Consider the following 20,661-nt stretch of genomic DNA (forward strand, 5'->3'; position numbering starts at 1 on the left):
CAAGGATGAAAACCCTTTACCTAATCATACTCGAATTTTAACCAGAACTCAATTGCCCTTCAAATCTTGAAACCGATTAATTTGTAAGTTACGCTTAATAGTATCAATCATAGGAGTGCGTTATGAAAAAAATTGGAAGAAACTTTTTTTCATTAGTTTGGACGGGTGTCCGTCGGAATTATGATAATTTGGATGATAATATTGCCAAGCATTTGGGCGAAACGGATGCCGATAATCCAGTGGAAATTCATCTGTCGCGAATGTTTTCGGAAGTCTTTAAACGTCACAGCAAGGACGAGGCGGACCGGCTGTTCATTGTCGGTACTAGGAGCACGACGCCAAGCTTGCGGAAGGTTTCCAGCCGGCCCGTTAAGCCGTGGTTCTTTTCACGGGTGTTTACCGTTTTAGCGGTTAGCTTTATCATGTTAATCCTGTTGCTATTTCTCTTCAAAAGTAACAAGGCAATTCCCGGGTTAATTTTTATCGGTTCGTTAGCTGTGCCATTCTCATTGTTAATGATGTTTTTTGAAATCAACGTCTACCAAAATATTTCAGTTTTGCAATTATTGACGACCTTTTTGGTGGGAGGGATTTTATCACTACTGGTGACGATGACTTTTTATATGATGCTGCCAATTCGCAGTGAGGTTAGTATTGAATCCGCGCTAATTGTCGGAATTACTGAAGAATTAGCAAAGTGTGTCGTGATTATCTTTTTTATTAATCTGTATAAATTGAACTACATTTTTAATGGTGTTTTAATTGGGGCTGCGATTGGCGCTGGCTTTTCGGTCTTTGAAAGTTCCGGTTATGTGAGTGAATACGGATTAGCGACCATTTTTACCAGAAGTTTTCAGGCAATTGGCACCCATACTATCTGGGCGGCAATTATCGGTGGGGCAATTATCCTGGGTAAGCAGCGTAAACATCCGTTTACCATCCGGGACTTCTTTACGAAGCCACGATTCTTCGTGTTTTTTTTAATTGCGGTTTGTTTGCACACTTTTTGGGACTGGGATATTCCCTATACCGGAATTGAGATATCATTGTTACAGGAATTCGTTGATGTCATTATTGGTTGGTTTTTGATTTTTGTCATGATTGATGCGGGCTTACGAGAGGTTAAAACGCTTCAGGGCCAACAAATTGTCATTCATCGGACAAAAAGAAAGCCGCTTGTTAAAAAGGGTTAGGAGGAATTTCATGGCAACAAAAGAGGCAGTTTACGATATAACAATTATTGGCGGCGGCCCGGCCGGGATGTTCGCTGGTTTTTACGCGGGGCTGCGGGATGCCAAAACGCAGATTATTGAAAGCTTGTCCGAATTAGGTGGACAGGTGAGTGCATTGTATCCAGAAAAGACAATATTAGACGTTGGGGGCTATCCAAACATCAAGGCTAAAAACTTGGTCACGGAGTTGGAAAAGCAGCTTAGAGGCACTGATACGGCCATTAAGCTCAATCAAACGGTTACCGATATCGATAAAGTAGCCGAGGGCTACCAAGTGACAACTAACAAGGGAACAACACTGACCAAAGCGATCATTATTGCAACGGGGGTTGGCGCGTTTAACCCTCGTAAACTGGCCGTTGATAACGGTGATCAATTTGAAGGTAAACAGTTATTTTATAGTGTTAAGGATTTAGAACATTTCCGTGACCGGGACGTGTTAGTTGCTGGTGGTGGTGATGCGGCAATTGATGAAGCATTACTACTTAATTCAGTTGCCAAGAAGGTCTATTTGCTACACCGCCGTGATAAATTTCGGGCGATGGAGCATAGCGTCACTCAACTTATTCAGTCGTCAATTGAGTTGGTCACTCCGTACTTAATTCAAGGGTTAACCCAGCAGGCTGACGGTAAGGTTAAGGTGTCTGCTAAGAAAATGAAGACTGAGGATATTAAGAATCTGGTGGTTGACGATATCGTGGTTAACTATGGTTTCATTGCCCAGGATGATGCGTTAAATGGTTGGACGGTTCACCCAGAGACAGACCGTGGCACAATCAAGGTAGCCAGCAATGCGTTAACGAGTATTGACAATGTTTTTGCAATCGGCGATGTGTCGAAGTATGAAGGCAAACAGCCACTAATTGCAACGGCATTTGGTGAGGCACCGATTGCGGTGAATGCGGTAATGAAAAGTATTTACCCAGAAAGACGAGGACCGGTGCATAGTACGTCATTAAAGAAGTGAGCGGAGCAAAGCGGTTAGAAACTGGAACATAAGTCTCCTATAACAGAAATTCCCGGGTTTGGAATTTTTGTTATAGGTGCTTATGTGGAAGTTTCTGCTTTGAGGAGCTGTCCTAAAGAAAGTGAGCGGAGCAAAGCGGTTAGGGATCGGAGTGTAAGTCTCCGCTACTGGAAATCCCTGGTTCTGGGATTTTTAGTAGCGGTGCTTACGCGCAGATCCCTGCTTTGCGCAGCTATCCTAGAAATGCTCACAGTCCGCCAACCCACACATAACTAATAATTGCAACCACCGAACTAAGGGAGGTAACTATGTTTGAACACGGTGCCATCGAAGTACATGATGCCCATCAAAATAATTTAAAACACGTCGATTTAAAAATACCGAAGTACCAAATTACCGTTTTTGCGGGTTTGTCTGGTTCTGGTAAGTCATCGCTTGTCTTTGACACGATCGCAGCCGCATCTCGCCGGGAACTCAACGAAACGTTTCCGAGCTTTACCCAGCAATACTTACCAAAGTATGGTCAGCCCCAGGTTGGCCGGATTGAACACTTACCAGTTGCAATTGTCATTGAACAGAAACGAATCGGCAAAAATGCCCGCTCAACGTTGGCAACTTATACGGGAATTTATTCTCTAATTAGATTATTATTTTCGCGGGCAGGTAAGCCGTTTGTCGGGTATTCCGATACGTTTTCATTTAACTTGCCACAAGGGATGTGCCCAACCTGTCAGGGGCTGGGTTACGTGGACGATATTGATGCAAATGCATTGATTGATCCCAGCAAGTCCTTGAATCAGGGGGCGATCACGTTTGTCAGCTTTGGCCCCAATACTTGGCGATGGCGTCGTTACGCTAATAGCGGCCTCTTTGATAACGATAAGCCGCTTAAAGATTATACTGATCATGAAATGGATATGCTGCTAAACGCGCCGCAGCAGCAGTTGAAGGGCGCTCCCAGTGAGTGGCCACATACGGCATTATATGAGGGCGTTATCCCACGGATTCGTCGGTCAATCATTGGCAAAAAAGAAGCTGAACATCACAAAGAGGCCCTTGCCAAAATTGTGACCCGAAAGCCATGTCCAGACTGTCACGGAACCCGATTGCGACCTGAAGTATTGACATGTAAAATTGATAATACCAATATCGCGGATGTCTTGGCGATGGATCTCGTTCACGCATTAAAATTCCTGCAAGAAATTAACGTACCGCTAGTGGCTGATGTGATTCGTGAAGTGGCCACTAAGATTCAATCATTGATTGATATTGGCCTTGGTTATTTGACGCTTGACCGGAGTACGGAGACGCTTTCTGGTGGGGAGACTCAGCGAATCAAGATTGCGAAGTTTTTGACTAGTGCCTTGGTCGACATGGTTTATATCCTGGATGAACCTAGTGTGGGCCTTCATCCCCATGATATTCAGCTCATTAAAAATGCCTTGATTAATTTAAAGAAGAAGGGCAATACGATTCTGGTAGTGGAGCACAACCCAGAACTCATTCCAATTGCTGATTACGTGGTTGAAATTGGTCCTAAGGCTGGTAAGGGTGGCGGTCAAGTGACGTTTACCGGCACCTATGATCAGCTGCTTCACTCGCATACGATGACGGGTCAGTATTTAAAACGGCCGTTGCGTTATCGAACGCCTCGGCAATTTAGTGAGTCAATTTCCCTTCAGCACGTTAAGACTCATAATTTAAAGAATGTGAACGTTGATATTCCATTAGGAGTCGAAACGGTGATTTCAGGCGTGGCTGGTTCTGGTAAAAGTTCACTGGTTGATGCATTGCGGCCACGGCTCAAAGAACCATTTATTGATTTGTCCCAGGGCGCGATTGGCACCAATATTCGCTCGACACCGGTTACTTATCTCGATATTTTGGATGACATTCGAAAGCTGTTTGCCAAAGCAAGTGGTGCTTCTACTAGCCTGTTCAGCTACAATGGCAAGGGTGCCTGTCCCCGATGCAAGGGTAAAGGAGTAACAATCACTAACATGGCGTTCATGGATCCGGTTGTTCAAGAATGTGAAATGTGTCATGGCAAGCGGTATAACGATGAGGCGCTCAGCCATTTGTATCATGGTAAAACGATTAGTGATGTTCTTAATATGCCGATTGAAACGGCAATTACGTTCTTTAAGGAAACGTCGGAAATTTATCGAAAGCTCGTTAATATGCAGCGAGTTGGGCTTGATTACCTGACGTTGGGGCAGCCACTGACTACGTTATCTGGTGGTGAACTGCAACGGCTTAAACTGGCAGTTCAATTAAACAAGACCGGAACGATCTACTTGCTGGATGAACCAACAGCTGGACTGCATATGAAGGATGTTGCGAAGTTGATTAAGCTGTTTGATGAGTTAGTAGCGGCTGGCAATACGTTGATCATTGTTGAGCACAACCTTGAAGTAATTAGTAAAGCTGATTGGCTAATTGACGTTGGCCCCGATGCCGGCATTTATGGAGGGCAGATTTTGTATGCGGGGGTGCCCGAACAAGCACAAGCGCAGCCGGAATCCAGAACTGGTGTGGCTTTAAAAGCATACAATGATAGCCGGCGTCACAGCGAGTGAGATAAAATGTTCATTACAATTGAAAATGCAATCTAACTGTTTGTTAGGGCAATAAGTAGATCCCGTAAAGTCAGCGCATGCAATGCTGATTTTACGGGATCTATTTCGTTTTTTTATTTGAGAACTTTTGATTTGAGGTTTGCTGCTTTTGATGGTGATGGCTTAAAGTAATCGCCTTACTTGCTTTGTGTAACTGTTCAGAAAAGTCCTCGGTTACCCAATCCACTATAGCGTTTGTTGGTCACAAAATCCCATCAAATCAAGGGTACTTGTTGGCTGGATGGGCATCATAAAGGCGGTTATTTTTTCTTTGAATGGGTCTTTGAACTGGTTGGTTGTTTGGTTGGCAAGGCCTTTAGCTCTTTTTGAAGTTGGGTTACCTGTTTGGATAACTGGGCCACTTGATGTGAAAGGTGTTTTAGCGTTTGAGTTTGTTCGTCTTGCTTGTCTTCATTGGTGAAGAAATCGGTGATTGTTGAGGTTAATAAACCAAGGAAGCCGATTCCACCAAGCATCAAGATTGATGCAACGATCTTACCGCCGCTAGTTTTGGGTGTGACGTCGCCATAGCCAACGGTGGTTGCGGTGGTGATTGCCCACCAAAGTGAATTTTCAAGTGAATCGTGTTCAAAGGAGGCAAATATGAGGGAACTAAAGATTAAAATAACGAGACTAATTGATAATAGGTAAATAAAGCCGGTATCGTATAGAAAACGGTGAAGGGCTTTGGTGAACTTTCCGGATAAGCCAAACTTCCACAGGAGGTTGTAGTACCTCACAATTGAGTACAACCGGGCGATCCGGAATAAGACGAAGATGGGGTGAGACGGGATCAGGGCAATGAGATCAAATAGGTTAGAAATCAAGAAGTCCTTTTTTGACTTTGCCCTGAAAAAGCGTATGAGGTAATCTGCGAGGAAAAATATCCAAATTAACATGAAGATCAGGCGGTAGGGGCCATTATGCAGGGTGATTGTACCACTGACTGCAAGAATCGCCAGCACGAGGGAAGCCAGTGCTAACACTGCCACCAGGATGTTATAGAGGAGAATATCCAGTTTTTGAATACCACGTTTCACGTGTCTCAGGCCCCCTGTTTAGCGGCTGCTATCATTATTAGTTGCGTCTGGATTGGTAATCTTAATCCGGTTGGTATCACTAGACTTGTGGTGAATTTCGGGCGCATCGGTTACATAGTCACGAGAGGTTGATTTATCGCCGTTCTTTGAGAATAGACTGGTCGATTTCTTGCCACGCTTTTCTTCAAGTCGCTTCTCTTTTTGATAGCCGTCAGCGTAATTGTACTTGCGAGGGTCGATACTTTCAAAGCCCTTGGGATGGTAGAAGCGCAGTAGGTTTTTCTCATTGAGTGAATCAGAAAGCGATAGTTCAGTTTGAACGCGATCCTTGTTTTTCTTAACCTGAGCTGCTTGGCGCTTGGTGAGCTTCATTAACTGACCAGTTTTGTTTGAGTAAATGTCGCCACTGATTGATGTGAAAGTTGGGCTAACCCAATCCTGATTTCTGAAGGCAACGACTTGATCATGCTGCTTAGAGAAAATATCGGTGCCAAATTGAACGTAGCGCTTGGTACTAATTCCTAATAAATGCATTAGGGTTGGCAAAACGTCAATTTCGCCAGCATATTTGTTAGAAACGTAGCCGTGCTTTTCCCCGGGAATATTAATAATTAATGGCACCCGTTGTAGCTGGGCGTTGTCAAAATCATCCCAGTCATCTGGGTTCCGATGAATTGCTTTAGCCAGGTTTTTGTTTTCGGAGTCGGAAATGCCGTAGTGATCGCCATAAAGGAGAATCACTGATTTCTTTAATAGCCCAGTTTTACGAAGGTAATTATAGAATTCATGAACGGATTGATCAAGATAGTGCGCAGTTAGGAAGTAGTTATCAACCACGTCATCACCCGTATTGGTTGTCTTAAAGTTGGTATCTTCCTTATCTAGGTCAAATGGAAAGTGGTTGGTAACCGTTAAATACTTGACGTAGAACGGTTGTTGTAAGTTTTGCAGGTATTTAACCGAATCTCTAAATAGCAACTTATCCTTCAAACCATATCCTAATGACCGGTCACCGGAAGTGTCGTAATAACTGGCGTCGAAGAAGTATTGATAGCCCATGTTCTTATAAACATTGTTGCGGTTCCAAAAACTGGCAATATTGCCATGGAAGACAGCGCTGGAGTAACCGCGGCGTTGCTTCAAGATTGCTGGGGCTGCTTGGAACGTATTGTCACTGCCAAGTTGGGCAAACAGCGAACCTTGTGGTAACCCATAAGTGCTAGTTTCGAGCATATTTTCAGCATCGGACGTTTTGCCTTGGCCGACCTGATGGAAAAAGTTTTTAAACGCATACGACGAATGGCTTCGATACAGCTTATTAAGGAACGGCGTCACTTCCTTGCCATTGACTTTCTGGCCAATTAAAAATTGTTGAAAGCTTTCCAAGTGAATAATAATGACGTTTTTACCCTTAGCAATTCCATAATATTTTTTGTTAGGTTTGGCGTAGTGGGCCTTAGTAAATTTAAGCACGTCATCTAATTCGGATTTTGTGGCGGTTGCTCGTAAGTCGTTATTGTGTTGTGACTTCATGCCATCATAGACGGTAAAGGCATCAAGGCCGAGGTACTTAACGATGTAGGTTCGATCAAAGGTTCTGGTTAACAGCTGCGGTCGGTCCATTTCACCTAACGACAGGTTAATTGTAAAGAGCAGCAGGCAAAATGAAGTGACGGCAAGGCCAATCCGCCGGTTGAGTGGGCGTTGGTCAATCTTGATTTTTTTGAAGACTAGCAGAAGGATGATAACAACGAGATCAAGCCAATAAAAAATATCGTGGATATTGGTGAGGGCTAGTGAACTGCCACTTAGCCCCTGATTGACTTTGGAATAACCGGTCATGGTGCTGACCGTCATAAAGTCAGTGAACTCACGAAAGTAAATGACGTTTAAGTAAAGCAACACGGTGTTCAGGATGGAAATGAGCAGGGCGATGGGATAAAAAAAGCGCGCCCGTTTAAAGTACAGGGCAATTCCAATTAGTAGGCCGGTTGTGGCGATGGGATTAATCAAGACGATTAGAAATTGAAAGGGGTTGGTGATCCCTAATTTGAAGTCAGCGAAATAAGCCAACATGGTCTTGAGCCAGAAACAAATGACTAATAGAACGAGAAATCCTTTACGGGTGCTGCTTTTCTCAAGAATCTGATTAACGAATTTCAAAACTTCTGCTCCTTAATGTTATTGCTTGCTTTATCTTATCAAATAATTTCGGGGAATTAACTAAATAATTAGGATTTTGCCTAAATCTTAAAATGATTTGTTGTAACTTGAATCAAATTTCTTGTTATACTTGAGCTATTAAGGATAAAGGAAGTGTCATGATGAGTAAGTTCACGCTTTATATGGTTCGTCATGGGCAGACGTACTTCAATATTTACAATAAGCTTCAGGGGTGGAGTAATTCGCCACTGACTGATAAGGGAATTCAAAATGCGGTTGATACAGCTGAGAAGCTTAAAAACACGAAATTTGCAGCTGCTTACTGCAGTGATACGACTCGTGCGGAAGAAACGGCTGGCATTATTTTGAAACACAATCTTGTTTCTAATGTCAAGGCACCGGTTACGGCTAAATTTTTTCGGGAAGAGTTCTACGGTTACTTTGAGGGTAACGATATGAACCAAGCCTGGTATTTAGCTGGCGCGCCTCATGGTTTGCCAACTTTTAAGGACATCGTTGAAAAATATTCAATTGGCAAGGCAAAGGATTATCTTAAGGATGCTGATCCCTTCCACCAAGCAGAGAATAATGCGGAATATTGGCAACGATTGGACCAAGGATTTGATTTAATTAAAGCAAACAAAGCGATTCATGATGGCGATAATGTCTTATTAATCAGTCATGGTAACACGTTATTAAGTGTTGTAGAACGATACGGGGAAGGAAAATACGACGTTACTGAGCGGCCAGCCAATGGAAGTTTAACAAAGTTGGTATTTGATGGTGATAACGTCAAGGTTACGGCGTATAATGAAAAGTAGGCGAGAAGGTTGGTGGTTTTTGACATCATCCGGTTTAAGATTCTCGTTTTATTTTTTTGATTGAATCATTGTACGAAGCTTTATTTTGAGGGTCACCCAACCCGCTCACCACATATATTTATAAGTATTTTGCAAAACTAATTCACTAGGTAGGTACATTTTGGACGTTAAAGAAACAGATCAACTTGATAAAACATATAACAATGCCCGACTGATTCGGCGCCATGTATTTGTGGCCGAACAGGGTATCGATGAACATGATGAATTTGATGGAACTGATTCTCAAGCGGTGCACTTTGTGGCTTATGTAAATAGTAAACCGGTGGCAACCGCACGAACAACGGTAACTGATGAGGGAGTTCATATCCAACGGGTGGCAACCGAAAAAAAGTTCCGGCATAGTGGTTATGCCAAACAATTACTACGGTACATCTTGAATGATGATCGATTCTCAAAAGCTTCCCGTTTTTATTTGGGGGCTCAAGAGACGGCAGTTGGCTTTTATAAGACCTTGGGATTTCATACCTATGGCGAACCATTTATGGAAGTCGGTATTAAGCATTGGCAGATGTCAAAATCTGTCTAGAGGTTATGAGCTAATTGTAACCGAAATGCTTATTATCAGCTGGCAGATCATGATTCAAATTTTCAGATCGAAAGGGCGGGACAAAATTAATTGTCTCGCTCTTTTTTGAGCTATATGTGACGATCCATCGGTGGCGGACGTCTTCTAGGGGCACAAGTAAGATAGCTAGCTCATTTGGCGCCAAAGAAAGTGAAGCGTCATCGCCGAAGCAAAGGATAAAAGCCAAGTACCAACGTACACGGTGATGATTCCAAGAACGTCATGTTGGGCTGTTAGTTGCTTCCCAAATGATAGCCAGAGAAGTTGCTGCCAAAAAACGTTTGAAAGGAAGGCCTTGTAAGCAAAGGTTGCCAGATAGTGAACCAGTCGCGTTACTGGCAGGTGGCGATTGAGTTGGTAGGTACCCAGAGTGGCGATCAGTAGAATAATTGCAATATCGTAGATTGCCATGGATGGTTTGTAATAGATAGCGTTGGTTAAGCTGACCGGCCTTGTAAATTGGAACAGTTCGGTATTGATCCAATAATAACTGGCAACTGCGATCACCAAAATTAGTAGCCACCAACGTTGTCCGAACTTATCCAAAAAATGCTGGTACTGCCAAGCAAGTGTGCCACCGACCCCGTAGATGATAAAGCTGAAAAAGAAACGGTCAAGCAGGTACCAAGTGTTCATAAAGGGACCATGAAAAACAAGGATATCATAGAGAAGTAGCCAGCCAAAGTAAAGGATGGTCGTTATCAATAGGACAATAAATCCGCGATAAGTGTTAGTATCACACCACCGGCTTAGCCACCAAAAAAGGGGCATTAAGATAATGAACTGGAGCATCATCGTGTTGTACCAAAGGTGGGGTGCCGCATTACCATTGATAAATTGCCAGAGGAAGCCGCCGATGCTGTGATAGCGTGTCACCTGCTGTACCCAAGGCATTACCAATAAATAGATGCTTGTCCACCAAATTGTTGGGACAAATAAGGCGTGCCATTGGGTTGTGAGGTATTGGTGATAAGTTGGGGTGGGGTGAGCTGTCGTCCTCAGTGTTGTGTATAAAATACCAAAGATGAACGCCGGCGCTGTAAATTTCACTAAGTTGTACGTCATACCAATTCCGACTTGGATTGTGGCGGGTGGCTTGGGGATGCTAGTTAGGGTGGTATTCAAAATGGTTTGTAACATAACCGCGGTGCAGGCAAATAATTTAAGGTAATCGCCAATGTCTGCGGTGCGTGGACTTGTCTTGATTGCTGTAGATTGCATCGTTTATCTCACTTCTGGCGTCTAAATTTTGAATATTAAAAAAGAACCGGAAATTAACTCCCGGTTCTTCAAAGTCTATGTTTATGATAGTTATTGAATTGTTGGGTTACTGCTAACTACTAATCGAGGTCAGCTACATGAGCTGAACCAACGTAATCCCACCAAGGGGCTTTGACAGCTTCAGTAATCACACCACGGTTTTGAGCATCGATCATTTTGCCATTACCGATGTACAAACCAACGTGAGAAATTGCTGATGCGTTCCAACCAAAGAATACGAGGTCACCCTTTTGAAGATTACTGTATGAAACTTTTTGGCCAGCGTTATATTGTGCTTGAGCAGTTCGGGGAATGGTAATGTTAGCACCCTTCTTGTAAACGTAGCTGGTAAAGCCTGAACAATCAAATGCTGAAGGACCAGTGGCACCATATGAGTAAGGCTTACCAAGGTTCTGCTTAGCAACTGAATAAACTTGTGAGTAAGAAGCATCCGTATCAGCCTTTGATGCTGACGCGGTACTAAACCCAGCTGTTAATAATGCAAAAAATGCAACTAAACTTAAAATGATTTGTTTATGTAATTTCATATCTCTTCAACAACTCCTATCAATGTACAGTGAATACTTTAACAATAGTTTGTTGCAATCGTGTAACAAACTATTTGCAATGCAGTTAAAAGAGATTAACGGAATGAAACATTTGGGGTTGTTGCTGGAATTATCAGTTATAAATCCTGTTATGGTGCCCTTTTCGAGTCAGACACAAAAAAACATCCGTAATATAACGGATGTTTACTTTATAGAAAGGTGAGCATGATCCATCGTGCAAATGATCGCATGATGGCCTCACTAATCATAATAATGCTAAATTTTTCACTTGTTTTTTAACATATTCTTTTTACTTGGTAACGTAACGGAGAGCTTCCCGAGGGATGAAACGATCAACGGCAGAACGAAGTAATAAACGCAAACCGTATAAATAACGATCAAGGCAATTTCGATTAAGGCATAAGAAGCACCAAAGGTTAAGGCAATCGCTAACGCCACCACCACTAACAGAATATACCTGACGATCTTACCGTAGCTTGCCATGGTTGGTCGAATCCAATCTAGCAGCGAGAGCTCGGTGTACCTAAAGGAAAGTCCAAGTGCAATGATTTGCCAAGCAGCAATTGCTGTTAGGGCAGATACCGCAATCAATGGGACTTGCCAATCAAATTGGGTTACGTTGGCAACAAATTGCATCGTCATATAAGTAAGCTGGAAACCAGTAATCGCGGACATGATAAACGCAATTGTCCAATATAGTGGTTGTAGAATTGCACGGCTGACGATGAATACTGCTAAGAGGACGCCAATGATGACGATTGCCAGCAATGACGCAAAGTGATGACCTAACTTCGACTGGTTAATTGACTGAGTCACGGGTTCGCCAGTAATTGCAACTTTTGCGTGTGAAAGCGGGGTCCCTCGTAATTGCAAATTAATTTGGTTTTCAAGCCGATTAACCTGCTTAGTGTTTGATTGACTCGAAGGGGCGTCCTTCATGACGACTTGAAGCGTGGTAATTTTTTTGTTGGCACTTGTATAATTTAACATCGTTTGTAAGAAATCTGTATCGGCAAGCTGTGCCTTGGTAATGTAATAAATATTAGCAGCACCAGATTGCTGTAAACCACTTAAGTAATCATAAATACCATTTAGTTGATCAGTTGAGGAATGAACTTGACCACTGACCTTCTTCAGTTGTTTTTGAACCTGATTAATCTGTTGACTGTAATTTTGAAGATTGTTGTAACTATTTTGACCATAGGTTTGAATCACCTGACCTTCAGCGCTTAATTGACTAAGACCTGATGAAACGGCTTGGAGCGACTGATTTAGTTGATTGATTTTTGATTGGTAGGCCCGAACCTTACGTGAAGCATTCCTACGAACCGAGATACCGGAATTAGCACCTGCCTGGCTGACTTGAGCTGCTAAGTTCCGACTGTCACTGATAATCTGGTTACTTTTTTTGACCAGCGTTGACATGTCCTTAACCTGTTGTTTAAGTGACGACAAGTTAAGGTTGCTGTTACTGGCTTGAATACCGCTAGAGGCCTGAGACAATTGACCAGTTGCTTCCTTGGCATTTAGGCCGATGGACTGGAGTTGATTCGAAACGTAATACTTCTCAATTGGCATGCCACCTGGCTGTGTTAGTGAGTAAACGGCACTGACGCCTTGGGTGTGTTGGAGTTTATTGGTTAGGGCGTCGATATGCTGTAAGTATTTTTCGTTATCTAACGGCTTGTCATTCTTGAGATAAATGGTGATGGGGGTTGGCTTGCCTTCAGAGAAATGGGCTTGGAGCAGATGGGCCCCTTTAACTGCTTGATTTGTTTGGGTTAAATTGGTCATTGGTGAAAACGTGAGACTACTATGGTAGAAGTAGATAAATGGTAAGGTGATGTAGAGTACCACAAGGAAGCTCGCAATTGGCTGCCAGAGTGAGAAGTCAGTTGCCCGGGACCAGAAGTGAGATTTCATGGATGATAGTGGCGCGTTTGACGGCCAGAACAGACTTTCACCTAGAGCCGCCATAAAGACTGCGTTCAGTGTAATGGTTGCCAGCATCAAAACGAGGTAGCCAACGCCAAGTGTCCAGAGTGCCTGAATTTGGTCGTAATTAACAAATCCACAAGCAAAGAAGATGATTGCTAGGGCACCGCCGACAATGGTAATGGGAAATCTTAAGTCCGCAATTGTTTGCTTAGTAGCGTACATTCCCTCGCGTTGAAGGGCTAAAATACTACGGAACTTTCGGTAAATGTAGATATTCCAAATTGTTCCGACGATTAACGTGGCAATGCCAATTTCAAGTGGGACGTACTGAGAAAATGGTAAATGGAAGATTTTTGATAAATTTAATGAACCACTGTAAGACGTGACAAATGCCGAGAAGAGCGTAATGAACGAAATTAGGGCCGCAAAGACTGATCGAAAATAGATCCCGACGATTAAAAGCGACACAATAAATAAGGCCACTAAGACAAGCTGGGTGACTTGCGAATTCTTCTGGTTATTAACGTCACGAATAATTTCGGGGCTGGTTACGTAAGAATTAAGCCCGCTCACCTTTACTTGACTCAACAATTCGTTTGTCAAAACGCGCAGGGTGTTGCCCTTGGCGTCAATGTCTAAAGTAACCATTTGGGTTGAGCCATCCTTTGACAGCATTTGGTTTTTGCCAGCAACGTTTGTGCTGGGCGTGACGATTTTTTTGATACTATAATAGGACTTGTGCTGTTTCAGTTTGTTAATGGCGGTATCGATTTTTGTCTGCTGAGCATCGGAAATCTTTCCCTTGGCATTTTCATAGACAACGTTCACTGAAGTTGTGTTCCCAAGCTGATAGCCCCACTGTTGACGAAGGTGGTTCGCTTTAGCAGGTTGAGAACTCGCACTAAAGCTAGGCTGGCTGTATGATTGAAGAGTATTTGTAATATTTGGTGCGGAAATAATTGCAATAAAAACGATAATCAGCCATACTAACAGCGTAAATAGCCGATTTTTGTGTAGTTTTAGAATTGTGTCTTTCATGAAGTCGTCCCCTAAATATGTATGTGTGAAAAGGCTCATATAGTAAGAGTTTACCATTTTATAACGCCGAGCGCGATACGTTTTCAGGCAATTCATGATAGAAACTCATAATATTTTTTGAAATAGGTGACATTATTTTTAGAAGTGGAGGGGAAGCCATTGTGTACAAGTGTTTTTCAAATTGGGCAGGTTGATGGTGCTCATGTTATTGCAAGAACGATGGACTGGCCCCGGCTTGGCGCCCGGCCGCTTTTTTGTCCACGGAATTTTGAGTGGCATTCGGTTTATGATGACCATCGGTATGTGTCTAAGTACGCGTTGATGGGATCGGGGAGTGCGCATGACAAGGAAATTGATGTTTCAGATGGTGTTAACGAACATGGTTTAGCGGTCCAGAAGCTCACGTTCACTAATGGCAGTAAACTCGTTGAGGAGCCAGAAGATGGGAAAGTTCATTTAGCCCCGTTCGAGTTATCATTTTATTTGTTATCAACTTATCGGTCTGTTCAAGAAATCATTGATCATATTGACCAAATCGAATTGATGGCTGATAAACATAGTCTGAGAAAGTATGGTCATTCTGAATTACATTTTGTGGCTTGCGACCGGACTGGGCGAATCATCGTCGTGGAACCAGTGACTTCGCCAATTGAAATCATTGAAAACCCCTTGGGCATTTTAACTAACAGTAATCATTTTGACCGTCAGATTGCTCGCTTAGATAAGTATTTGGACTTTACACCGGCCTTTTTGAGGCACACCGTTCCGCTAAATACGCCACGGGTAACAACTGGCAATGTTTCAGGAAAGGCAATCCCACCTGGTTCGTACTCACCAAGTTCGCGGTTTATCCGCGCTGCTTATCTTAAGGAAAGAATTGATTTACCTAATAATGAAGCAGAAGCAGTAGATAATTGCTGGCATATTTTGGATTCGGTCAACGTCCCTAAAAGCACGGCCCATCAGCCGACCTATTCGGTATATCGAGCAGCTGTGTGTTGTGAAAGCCGCCATTATTACTATCAGCCATATCACGCCAAATCAGTTGTGCGAATTACCCTAACGGATGATTTAATTCGCAAAAACCAGTTGAAATTTTTTGATGTTGAGGATACAATTCAGTTCGCTGATACAGAGTGAATGGGGATGAGCCACCTCGTAATTGGTAGAAATTAGTTAAATGGAGAATTGCATTGCAGAAAAAAAGTTGGCACGTCATTTTTATAATTTTGATCACGACTATAGTGATTGGAACCGGAATTGTGGTTCGAAATGCGATAAATCAACGATCACAGTCGACTCGAAACATTCCAACACTTACGGAAAAACCAGCTCAGCAGTTTTCTAAGAAGCAAAAGAATCACTTTATTGATCAAATCGCAACGCCAGCCATGCAGTTGTACCAAAAGAACCGCGAAATCCTGCCGAGTGTCGTGATTGCACAGGCCATTTTGGAATCTCAATTTGGCACCTCATTGTTGTATAAGACTGCCAATAACCTGTTTGGCGTAAAGGGAACGTATCAAGGCCAGTCAGTCACGTTTTATACCAGAGAAGTGGAAAACGGGAAGTCAATTAAGGTACAGGCACAGTTCAGAAAGTATCCGAGTCTAAGAGCGGCTTTGATTGATCATAATCAATTGGTAGCGAGAAAATTTATCAAGCATAAAAATATCATGAGTTATCGCACGTCAACGAGCCTGTTACAAGAAAACGGCTACGCAACGGATCCCCATTACGCTAGCAAATTAGATCATTTAATTGTAAAATATCATTTGAGCCAATATGATTTGAGGGCGATAAATGAGTAAGAGTGCGAAACCAAGCGGTTAGAGACTGGAGCCTAAGCCTTCTCCGCCAGAAATCCCGGGCTTGGATTTTTGGCGGAGAAGGCTTAGGTGCAAGTCTCTGCTTGGCTTCGCACGTTTCCACTATGCTGCCTAGAACTATGGGATTTTTGTTAGAGGTGCTTATGTGGAAGTTTCTGCTTTGCGGAGCGGTCCTAGTCCAGGCGAGATAAAATAACCATCACCTTAAAATGACCATTTTGGCACAAGAGCCCAAAGCCTACTTTATGTTATACAAGTCAGTTATGCACTACAAAAAATCAATTAATCATACATAATCATAATCGGAGGAATGCTAAATTGTTGGATTGGGTTTCGAATCTGTACGGCCCGTTTTTTGATGCACATAATTGGTCAACCGTCATTACCAGTGGGGACGATTGGTTGATTATTCTGTCGCTGGTAACAATTGAATGTTTGCTATCAGTTGATAATGCCGTTGTCCTCGCTGCTCAGACGCAAGCGCTTCCAACAAAAGTTCAACGTGAAAAATCATTATTTTATGGCCTGTGGGGCGCCTACCTTTTTCGTTTCCTGATTATTGGTGTTGGAACGTTTATGATTCATTTTTGGGAAATCAAGGTCGTTGGTTCCCTTTATTTATTTTATCTGGTATATACATTTTTCCGAAAGACCAGGGTTGTCCGGACACACAAATTAGCTAGCAAATCTAAAACTGGGCTATCGCTATTTTGGTCGGTTGTTTTACAAATTGAATTCATGGATGTTGTTTTTTCGATTGATTCAGTATTGGCATCGTTGGCAATTTCGTCTAACCCAGTTATTGTGTTGATTGGGGGGATGATCGGAATCTTGGCAATGCGTGGCGTGGCTGAGGTCATTATGAAGTTGATGGCGATTATTCCAGAACTGCAGCCAATGGCTTATATTTTAATTGGGATTATTGCGCTTAAGCTATTTTTATCGATCCCGATTATTGGAATTGAAATTCCGGCAGCGCTGTTTGGTGTTATTGTAATTTTAGCGGTTATTGTGACATTGGTTATTCACTATGTACGGAAAGGGCGGCAAAAAGAACATGAGCGTTCAAATAACTCCTGAAAATCTAGAAGCTGAAACAAATAATTTGATTACCGTTATTGATTTTTGGGCACCTTGGTGTGGCCCTTGCAAAATATTAGATCCAATTCTTGCAGACTTAGAAAAGACGTATGGTGACCGGATTAAGTTTGCTAAAATGAACGTTGATGGTCATCAGGAAATTGCTGAAAAGTACCACGTGTTAAGCGTTCCCAGCTTAGTTGTTTTCAAAAATGGCAAAGCAGCAGAAAAGGTCACTGGTGTTTACCCTAAAGAAAAGCTGGCGGCTTACTTTGATAAAAAAATAGCCGAGGTTCAAGCTATCTAAAGGGTTTGACCCCTTGTTGGGCAGCTTGCTTGGCTAATTTGTTGTTTAAGATGTCTAATCCCTGCAATGGAAAATTGAATAGTGGGGCGATGAAGTTTGCCTTTTGGGGATCTGGAACGACTTGGCTTTCCTTTAAATTGGGAAGTAGTTTAGCTAAATCTGTTTGGGTTAGCTGTAATTGGCGGGCGTAGTAGATAACTTTTTGGAAAACTAAATTTTTAAACCACAGGTAATAAATAATCCCCGCAACTGCCACGTACCAAAATACGGTCCAGGTAATGCCGATTTTTGCCGGTGATAAAAAGCCGGTGAAGAATGTCAAAATCACGAAGAGACAATATGTTAAGATACTAATAATGGTCAATTTGGATTTGGTAGCCATAGTTTGCCAACTTTCTAATTGGAATTTAGATGATCGTTCAGCTACAATTATACCAATAACCATACAAAAGATAGATAGTGAGATGAAATTTTGAAATTTTCAGTAGAGACAATTAATCGAAACGATTATGCGGCTATTCGCGGAATTATTGCCGATAGTTACAAGAATGATGCGCCTAACACTGATGGTGACGAGGTGGATATGGTTGATCGGCTCCGGTCGTACACAAAGTATCAATCTAATTTCGAAATCGTAGCAAAGGGATCGGACCACCGAATCGTTGGTCATGCGTTAATGATTCCCGTTCAGGTAAGCTCTTCTCGTCATTCATTTGACGTTGCTTCAATTGTTGAAATTAGTGTTGGGTCTCATTATCAAAATCAAGGAATTGGTCAGGCGATGGTGAGTGAATTGGAGAATCGGGCGCAGTTAGCAGGATATCCAGCGGTCAGCGCAATTGATAATTCTGATTTTTTCTATAAGAATAACTACGTTGCTGCTGATAACTTTGATATTTTTTCAACGCTATCAATTGATATGAATGCCAACTTAATTAAACCGTTAACGGATGGTAGCCTCTTCAATAAGGGTGGTAAGATTTACTATCCAGAAGAATTTTTTGGGGTTCGAAATACTGAGGTTTAATATTCTCAGTTAAATTATTGGGTTTGGATAATGTGGTTAAATAGCAAAACTATCTGGGTGTCAGAAAGTCGGTGGCTGATGCGAACCGATCAGGATGATTTTGTGAAATACTTGAAAGTTAATTTCCGGATAACACTAGAACCGATATCATCTGGTGAGAAGTCTTTTTGACTTGAAATTGGGTGGTACCACGGTAAAGCGTCCCTGTCGTAATTGTAATTGCGGCGGGGGCTTTTTTTGTGCAGTGAGCGGAACAAAGCGGTTAGAAAGCGGAGCCTAAGTGACTCCGTTCAGAAATCCTGGGCTTGGATTTTTGAACGGAGTGGCTTAGGTGCAGCTTTCTGCTTTGAGGAGCGGTCCTAATCAATGTAAAAAGAGAACAATCACTAAATAACTTCTACAATTGTGTTCCAGAAGGTTCTTACATGAAGCTTTTTTGCTTTGTAGTGCAATCCCAATTTATATGGTCATGCAGCACGTTTCACCATATTGCCAACAATCGGAAATCCCTTTTTTGGGGGGAAAAAAATAGGGTAGCTCATGAGCAAATTGCTGGTTTTCTACTAAGATGCCAGGAACAAAGCACCAGATTCCACGTAGAAGATAATACTTACCAAAAAAATAAAGGAGAATCAATCATGAATTCAGATCAGGGTAGAAATAGAATTGGCTTAACTGAGGGCATTATCGTGTTGTTGGTGATGCTGTTCGTAATGGGGATTAGTGTGATTAAGTTGCAAATTTCCCCAGAAATGCCAATTCTCTTTGTTATTTTATTATTAATCGCATGGGCAAAGGCGCGTGGCTTTTCATGGGATTCGATTAATCAGGGGATTATCAATGGCATTACAACTGGCATTATTCCAATGTTTATCTTTATTTTAATTGGAGCGTTAATTAGTTCCTGGATTGCGGCTGGCGTCATTCCTTCATTGATGGTGTTTGGATTCCATATGATTAGTGCAACGTGGTTTTTACCATCGGTTTTTCTAGTTTGTACAATTGTGGGAACCGCGATTGGGAGTGCTTTTACCGTTATTTCGACGATTGGCATTGCTTTTTTAGGAATGGGGCTCACATTGGGGATTAACCCAGCGATGATTGCCGGGGCAGTAATCTCTGGTGCCATTTTTGGGGATAAAACGTCGCCGTTATCCGATTCAACGAACCTGGCATCAGCGGTTGTTGGGGCCGATTTATTTAGCCATATTCGTAACTTAATGTGGTCGACTATTCCCGCCCTGCTCACGTCACTAATTGTCTTTTTCTTTATTGGCCGCTCAAACGCTCATCTAAATGCATCGTCAATTGACCAAACGATTCAGGTTTTAAGTCGTCATTTTAGCATCACTGCCTGGGCGTTTCTTCCTATTGTCTTAATGTTTTTGTGTGCCTGGCGAAAAATTCCGGCAATTCCAACGTTGTTTATTAACATCGTGGTTGCCGTGGGGATGATCTATGTTGACAAGCCAACAACTAAGATTCAATCAATCGTGGATATTCTAACAAATGGCTTTGTGTCTCGAACCGGTAACAAGGGCGTCGATAATTTATTGACCCGTGGGGGAATCATGAGCATGATGGCAACCATCGCTTTGATTATTTCTGCCCTAGCACTAGGGGGATTATTAATGGAATTTGGGGTGATTGACGCGGTAATGCAGCCGCTATCGAAGAAGTTGCGGTCAAATGGGTCATTAATTGTGGCAGTGATATTGAGTGGGATTGGCGTTAATCTTTTTGTGGGCGAACAATATCTGTCGGTTATTTTACCTGGGAATGCGTTTAAATCAACATTCAGCAAGGCTGGATTAGCACCAGTTTCGTTGAGCCGAGCACTTGAAGATGGTGGGACGGTGATTAATTACCTGATTCCATGGGGGGTTGCTGGTGTTTTTGCAGCAAATACACTGGGTGTTTCTACCATCCATTACCTGCCATTTGCGATTTTTAGCTTGTCATCACCAGTATTTTCAATATTAAGTGGCTTTACTGGAATTGGTTTGAAATATTTGAATAAATCGACTAAACGTGAATAAAGTGAGGCGAACAACGTTGGAAACGCTTTGCAAAAACGGTTTAACTTAGCGACTTTGACAAACGTTACCTTACCATTACATTAATTACACAGCACCCTATTTTTTTAA

The 20,661-nt window shown here is 42.4% G+C and carries 17 protein-coding genes; 11 read left to right on the plus strand and 6 right to left on the minus strand.

Features of this window, described 5'->3' with window-relative positions; translation table 11 throughout:
- The first annotated feature begins 122 nt into the window (after positions 1-122).
- The 3 genes from FC98_RS04530 to FC98_RS04540 all read left to right on the plus strand — a co-directional run bounded on the left by FC98_RS04530 (position 123) and on the right by FC98_RS04540 (position 4,778).
- Complete coding sequence (locus FC98_RS04530; protein WP_056949255.1) at positions 123-1,193, plus strand: PrsW family intramembrane metalloprotease; 1,071 nt, start codon at positions 123-125, stop codon at positions 1,191-1,193.
- Between the two features lie 10 nt (positions 1,194-1,203).
- Positions 1,204-2,199 (plus strand): NAD(P)/FAD-dependent oxidoreductase, encoded by a 996-nt coding sequence (locus tag FC98_RS04535; RefSeq protein ID WP_054654825.1) that lies wholly within the window; start codon positions 1,204-1,206, stop codon positions 2,197-2,199.
- Positions 2,200-2,507: 308 nt separating this feature from the next.
- Entirely contained in the window at positions 2,508-4,778 is a 2,271-nt protein-coding gene (locus FC98_RS04540; protein ID WP_056949256.1) for an ATP-binding cassette domain-containing protein, read from the plus strand.
- Between the two features lie 299 nt (positions 4,779-5,077).
- Here FC98_RS04540 and FC98_RS04545 read toward each other — a convergent pair whose 3' ends face one another.
- Together FC98_RS04545 and FC98_RS04550 are read right to left on the minus strand one after the other, a co-directional pair.
- On the minus strand, positions 5,078-5,857 hold the full coding sequence (locus FC98_RS04545; protein WP_056949257.1) for a potassium channel family protein: 780 nt from the start codon (positions 5,855-5,857) through the stop codon (positions 5,078-5,080).
- A gap of 18 nt (positions 5,858-5,875) precedes the next feature.
- A complete protein-coding gene (locus FC98_RS04550) occupies positions 5,876-8,020 on the minus strand; it encodes an LTA synthase family protein (RefSeq protein WP_008858311.1) in 2,145 nt (714 codons plus the stop codon).
- Between the two features lie 161 nt (positions 8,021-8,181).
- On the opposite strand from FC98_RS04550, the gene FC98_RS04555 reads away from it, so the two are divergent.
- Both FC98_RS04555 and FC98_RS04560 read left to right on the plus strand, forming a co-directional pair.
- Positions 8,182-8,841 (plus strand): histidine phosphatase family protein, encoded by a 660-nt coding sequence (locus FC98_RS04555; protein WP_056949258.1) that lies wholly within the window; start codon positions 8,182-8,184, stop codon positions 8,839-8,841.
- A 160-nt stretch (positions 8,842-9,001) separates the two neighbouring features.
- Positions 9,002-9,427, plus strand: a complete 426-nt coding sequence (locus tag FC98_RS04560; protein WP_082602767.1) for a GNAT family N-acetyltransferase — start codon at positions 9,002-9,004, stop codon at positions 9,425-9,427.
- A gap of 165 nt (positions 9,428-9,592) precedes the next feature.
- On the opposite strand, the gene FC98_RS04565 is transcribed toward FC98_RS04560, so the two are convergent.
- From FC98_RS04565 to FC98_RS04575, 3 genes are all read right to left on the minus strand, one after another.
- Complete coding sequence (locus FC98_RS04565; RefSeq protein WP_056949260.1) at positions 9,593-10,687, minus strand: acyltransferase family protein; 1,095 nt, start codon at positions 10,685-10,687, stop codon at positions 9,593-9,595.
- 119 nt (positions 10,688-10,806) lie between these two features.
- A complete protein-coding gene (locus FC98_RS04570; protein WP_008858315.1) occupies positions 10,807-11,274 on the minus strand; it encodes a C40 family peptidase in 468 nt (155 codons plus the stop codon).
- Positions 11,275-11,559: 285 nt separating this feature from the next.
- Positions 11,560-14,271: an MMPL family transporter gene (locus tag FC98_RS04575; RefSeq protein WP_040472008.1), complete on the minus strand. Its 2,712-nt coding sequence runs from the start codon at positions 14,269-14,271 to the stop codon at positions 11,560-11,562.
- A gap of 159 nt (positions 14,272-14,430) precedes the next feature.
- Here FC98_RS04575 and FC98_RS04580 point away from each other — a divergent pair, with 159 nt between their 5' ends.
- The 4 genes from FC98_RS04580 to trxA all read left to right on the plus strand — a co-directional run bounded on the left by FC98_RS04580 (position 14,431) and on the right by trxA (position 17,487).
- Positions 14,431-15,411: a linear amide C-N hydrolase gene (locus FC98_RS04580; protein ID WP_056949261.1), complete on the plus strand. Its 981-nt coding sequence runs from the start codon at positions 14,431-14,433 to the stop codon at positions 15,409-15,411.
- Positions 15,412-15,464: 53 nt separating this feature from the next.
- Positions 15,465-16,082: a glycoside hydrolase family 73 protein gene (locus FC98_RS04585; protein WP_008858320.1), complete on the plus strand. Its 618-nt coding sequence runs from the start codon at positions 15,465-15,467 to the stop codon at positions 16,080-16,082.
- 339 nt (positions 16,083-16,421) lie between these two features.
- Positions 16,422-17,180 (plus strand): TerC family protein, encoded by a 759-nt coding sequence (locus tag FC98_RS04590; RefSeq protein ID WP_008856007.1) that lies wholly within the window; start codon positions 16,422-16,424, stop codon positions 17,178-17,180.
- Positions 17,158-17,487, plus strand: a complete 330-nt coding sequence (gene trxA, locus FC98_RS04595; RefSeq protein ID WP_008856008.1) for a thioredoxin — start codon at positions 17,158-17,160, stop codon at positions 17,485-17,487. Before FC98_RS04590 ends, trxA begins: the two co-directional genes overlap by 23 nt.
- On the opposite strand, the gene FC98_RS04600 is transcribed toward trxA, so the two are convergent.
- Positions 17,480-17,869: a hypothetical protein gene (locus FC98_RS04600; protein ID WP_040471098.1), complete on the minus strand. Its 390-nt coding sequence runs from the start codon at positions 17,867-17,869 to the stop codon at positions 17,480-17,482. The genes trxA and FC98_RS04600 overlap by 8 nt on opposite strands.
- A 90-nt stretch (positions 17,870-17,959) precedes the next feature.
- Here FC98_RS04600 and FC98_RS04605 point away from each other — a divergent pair, with 90 nt between their 5' ends.
- Positions 17,960-18,514: a GNAT family N-acetyltransferase gene (locus tag FC98_RS04605; RefSeq protein ID WP_008856011.1), complete on the plus strand. Its 555-nt coding sequence runs from the start codon at positions 17,960-17,962 to the stop codon at positions 18,512-18,514.
- A 638-nt stretch (positions 18,515-19,152) separates the two neighbouring features.
- On the plus strand, positions 19,153-20,553 hold the full coding sequence (gene nhaC / locus FC98_RS04610; RefSeq protein WP_008856013.1) for a Na+/H+ antiporter NhaC: 1,401 nt from the start codon (positions 19,153-19,155) through the stop codon (positions 20,551-20,553).
- The last annotated feature ends 108 nt before the right edge of the window (positions 20,554-20,661 follow it).

The sequence above is a fragment of the Lentilactobacillus kisonensis DSM 19906 = JCM 15041 genome, assembly GCF_001434135.1.
GTDB classification, from domain to species: domain Bacteria; phylum Bacillota; class Bacilli; order Lactobacillales; family Lactobacillaceae; genus Lentilactobacillus; species Lentilactobacillus kisonensis.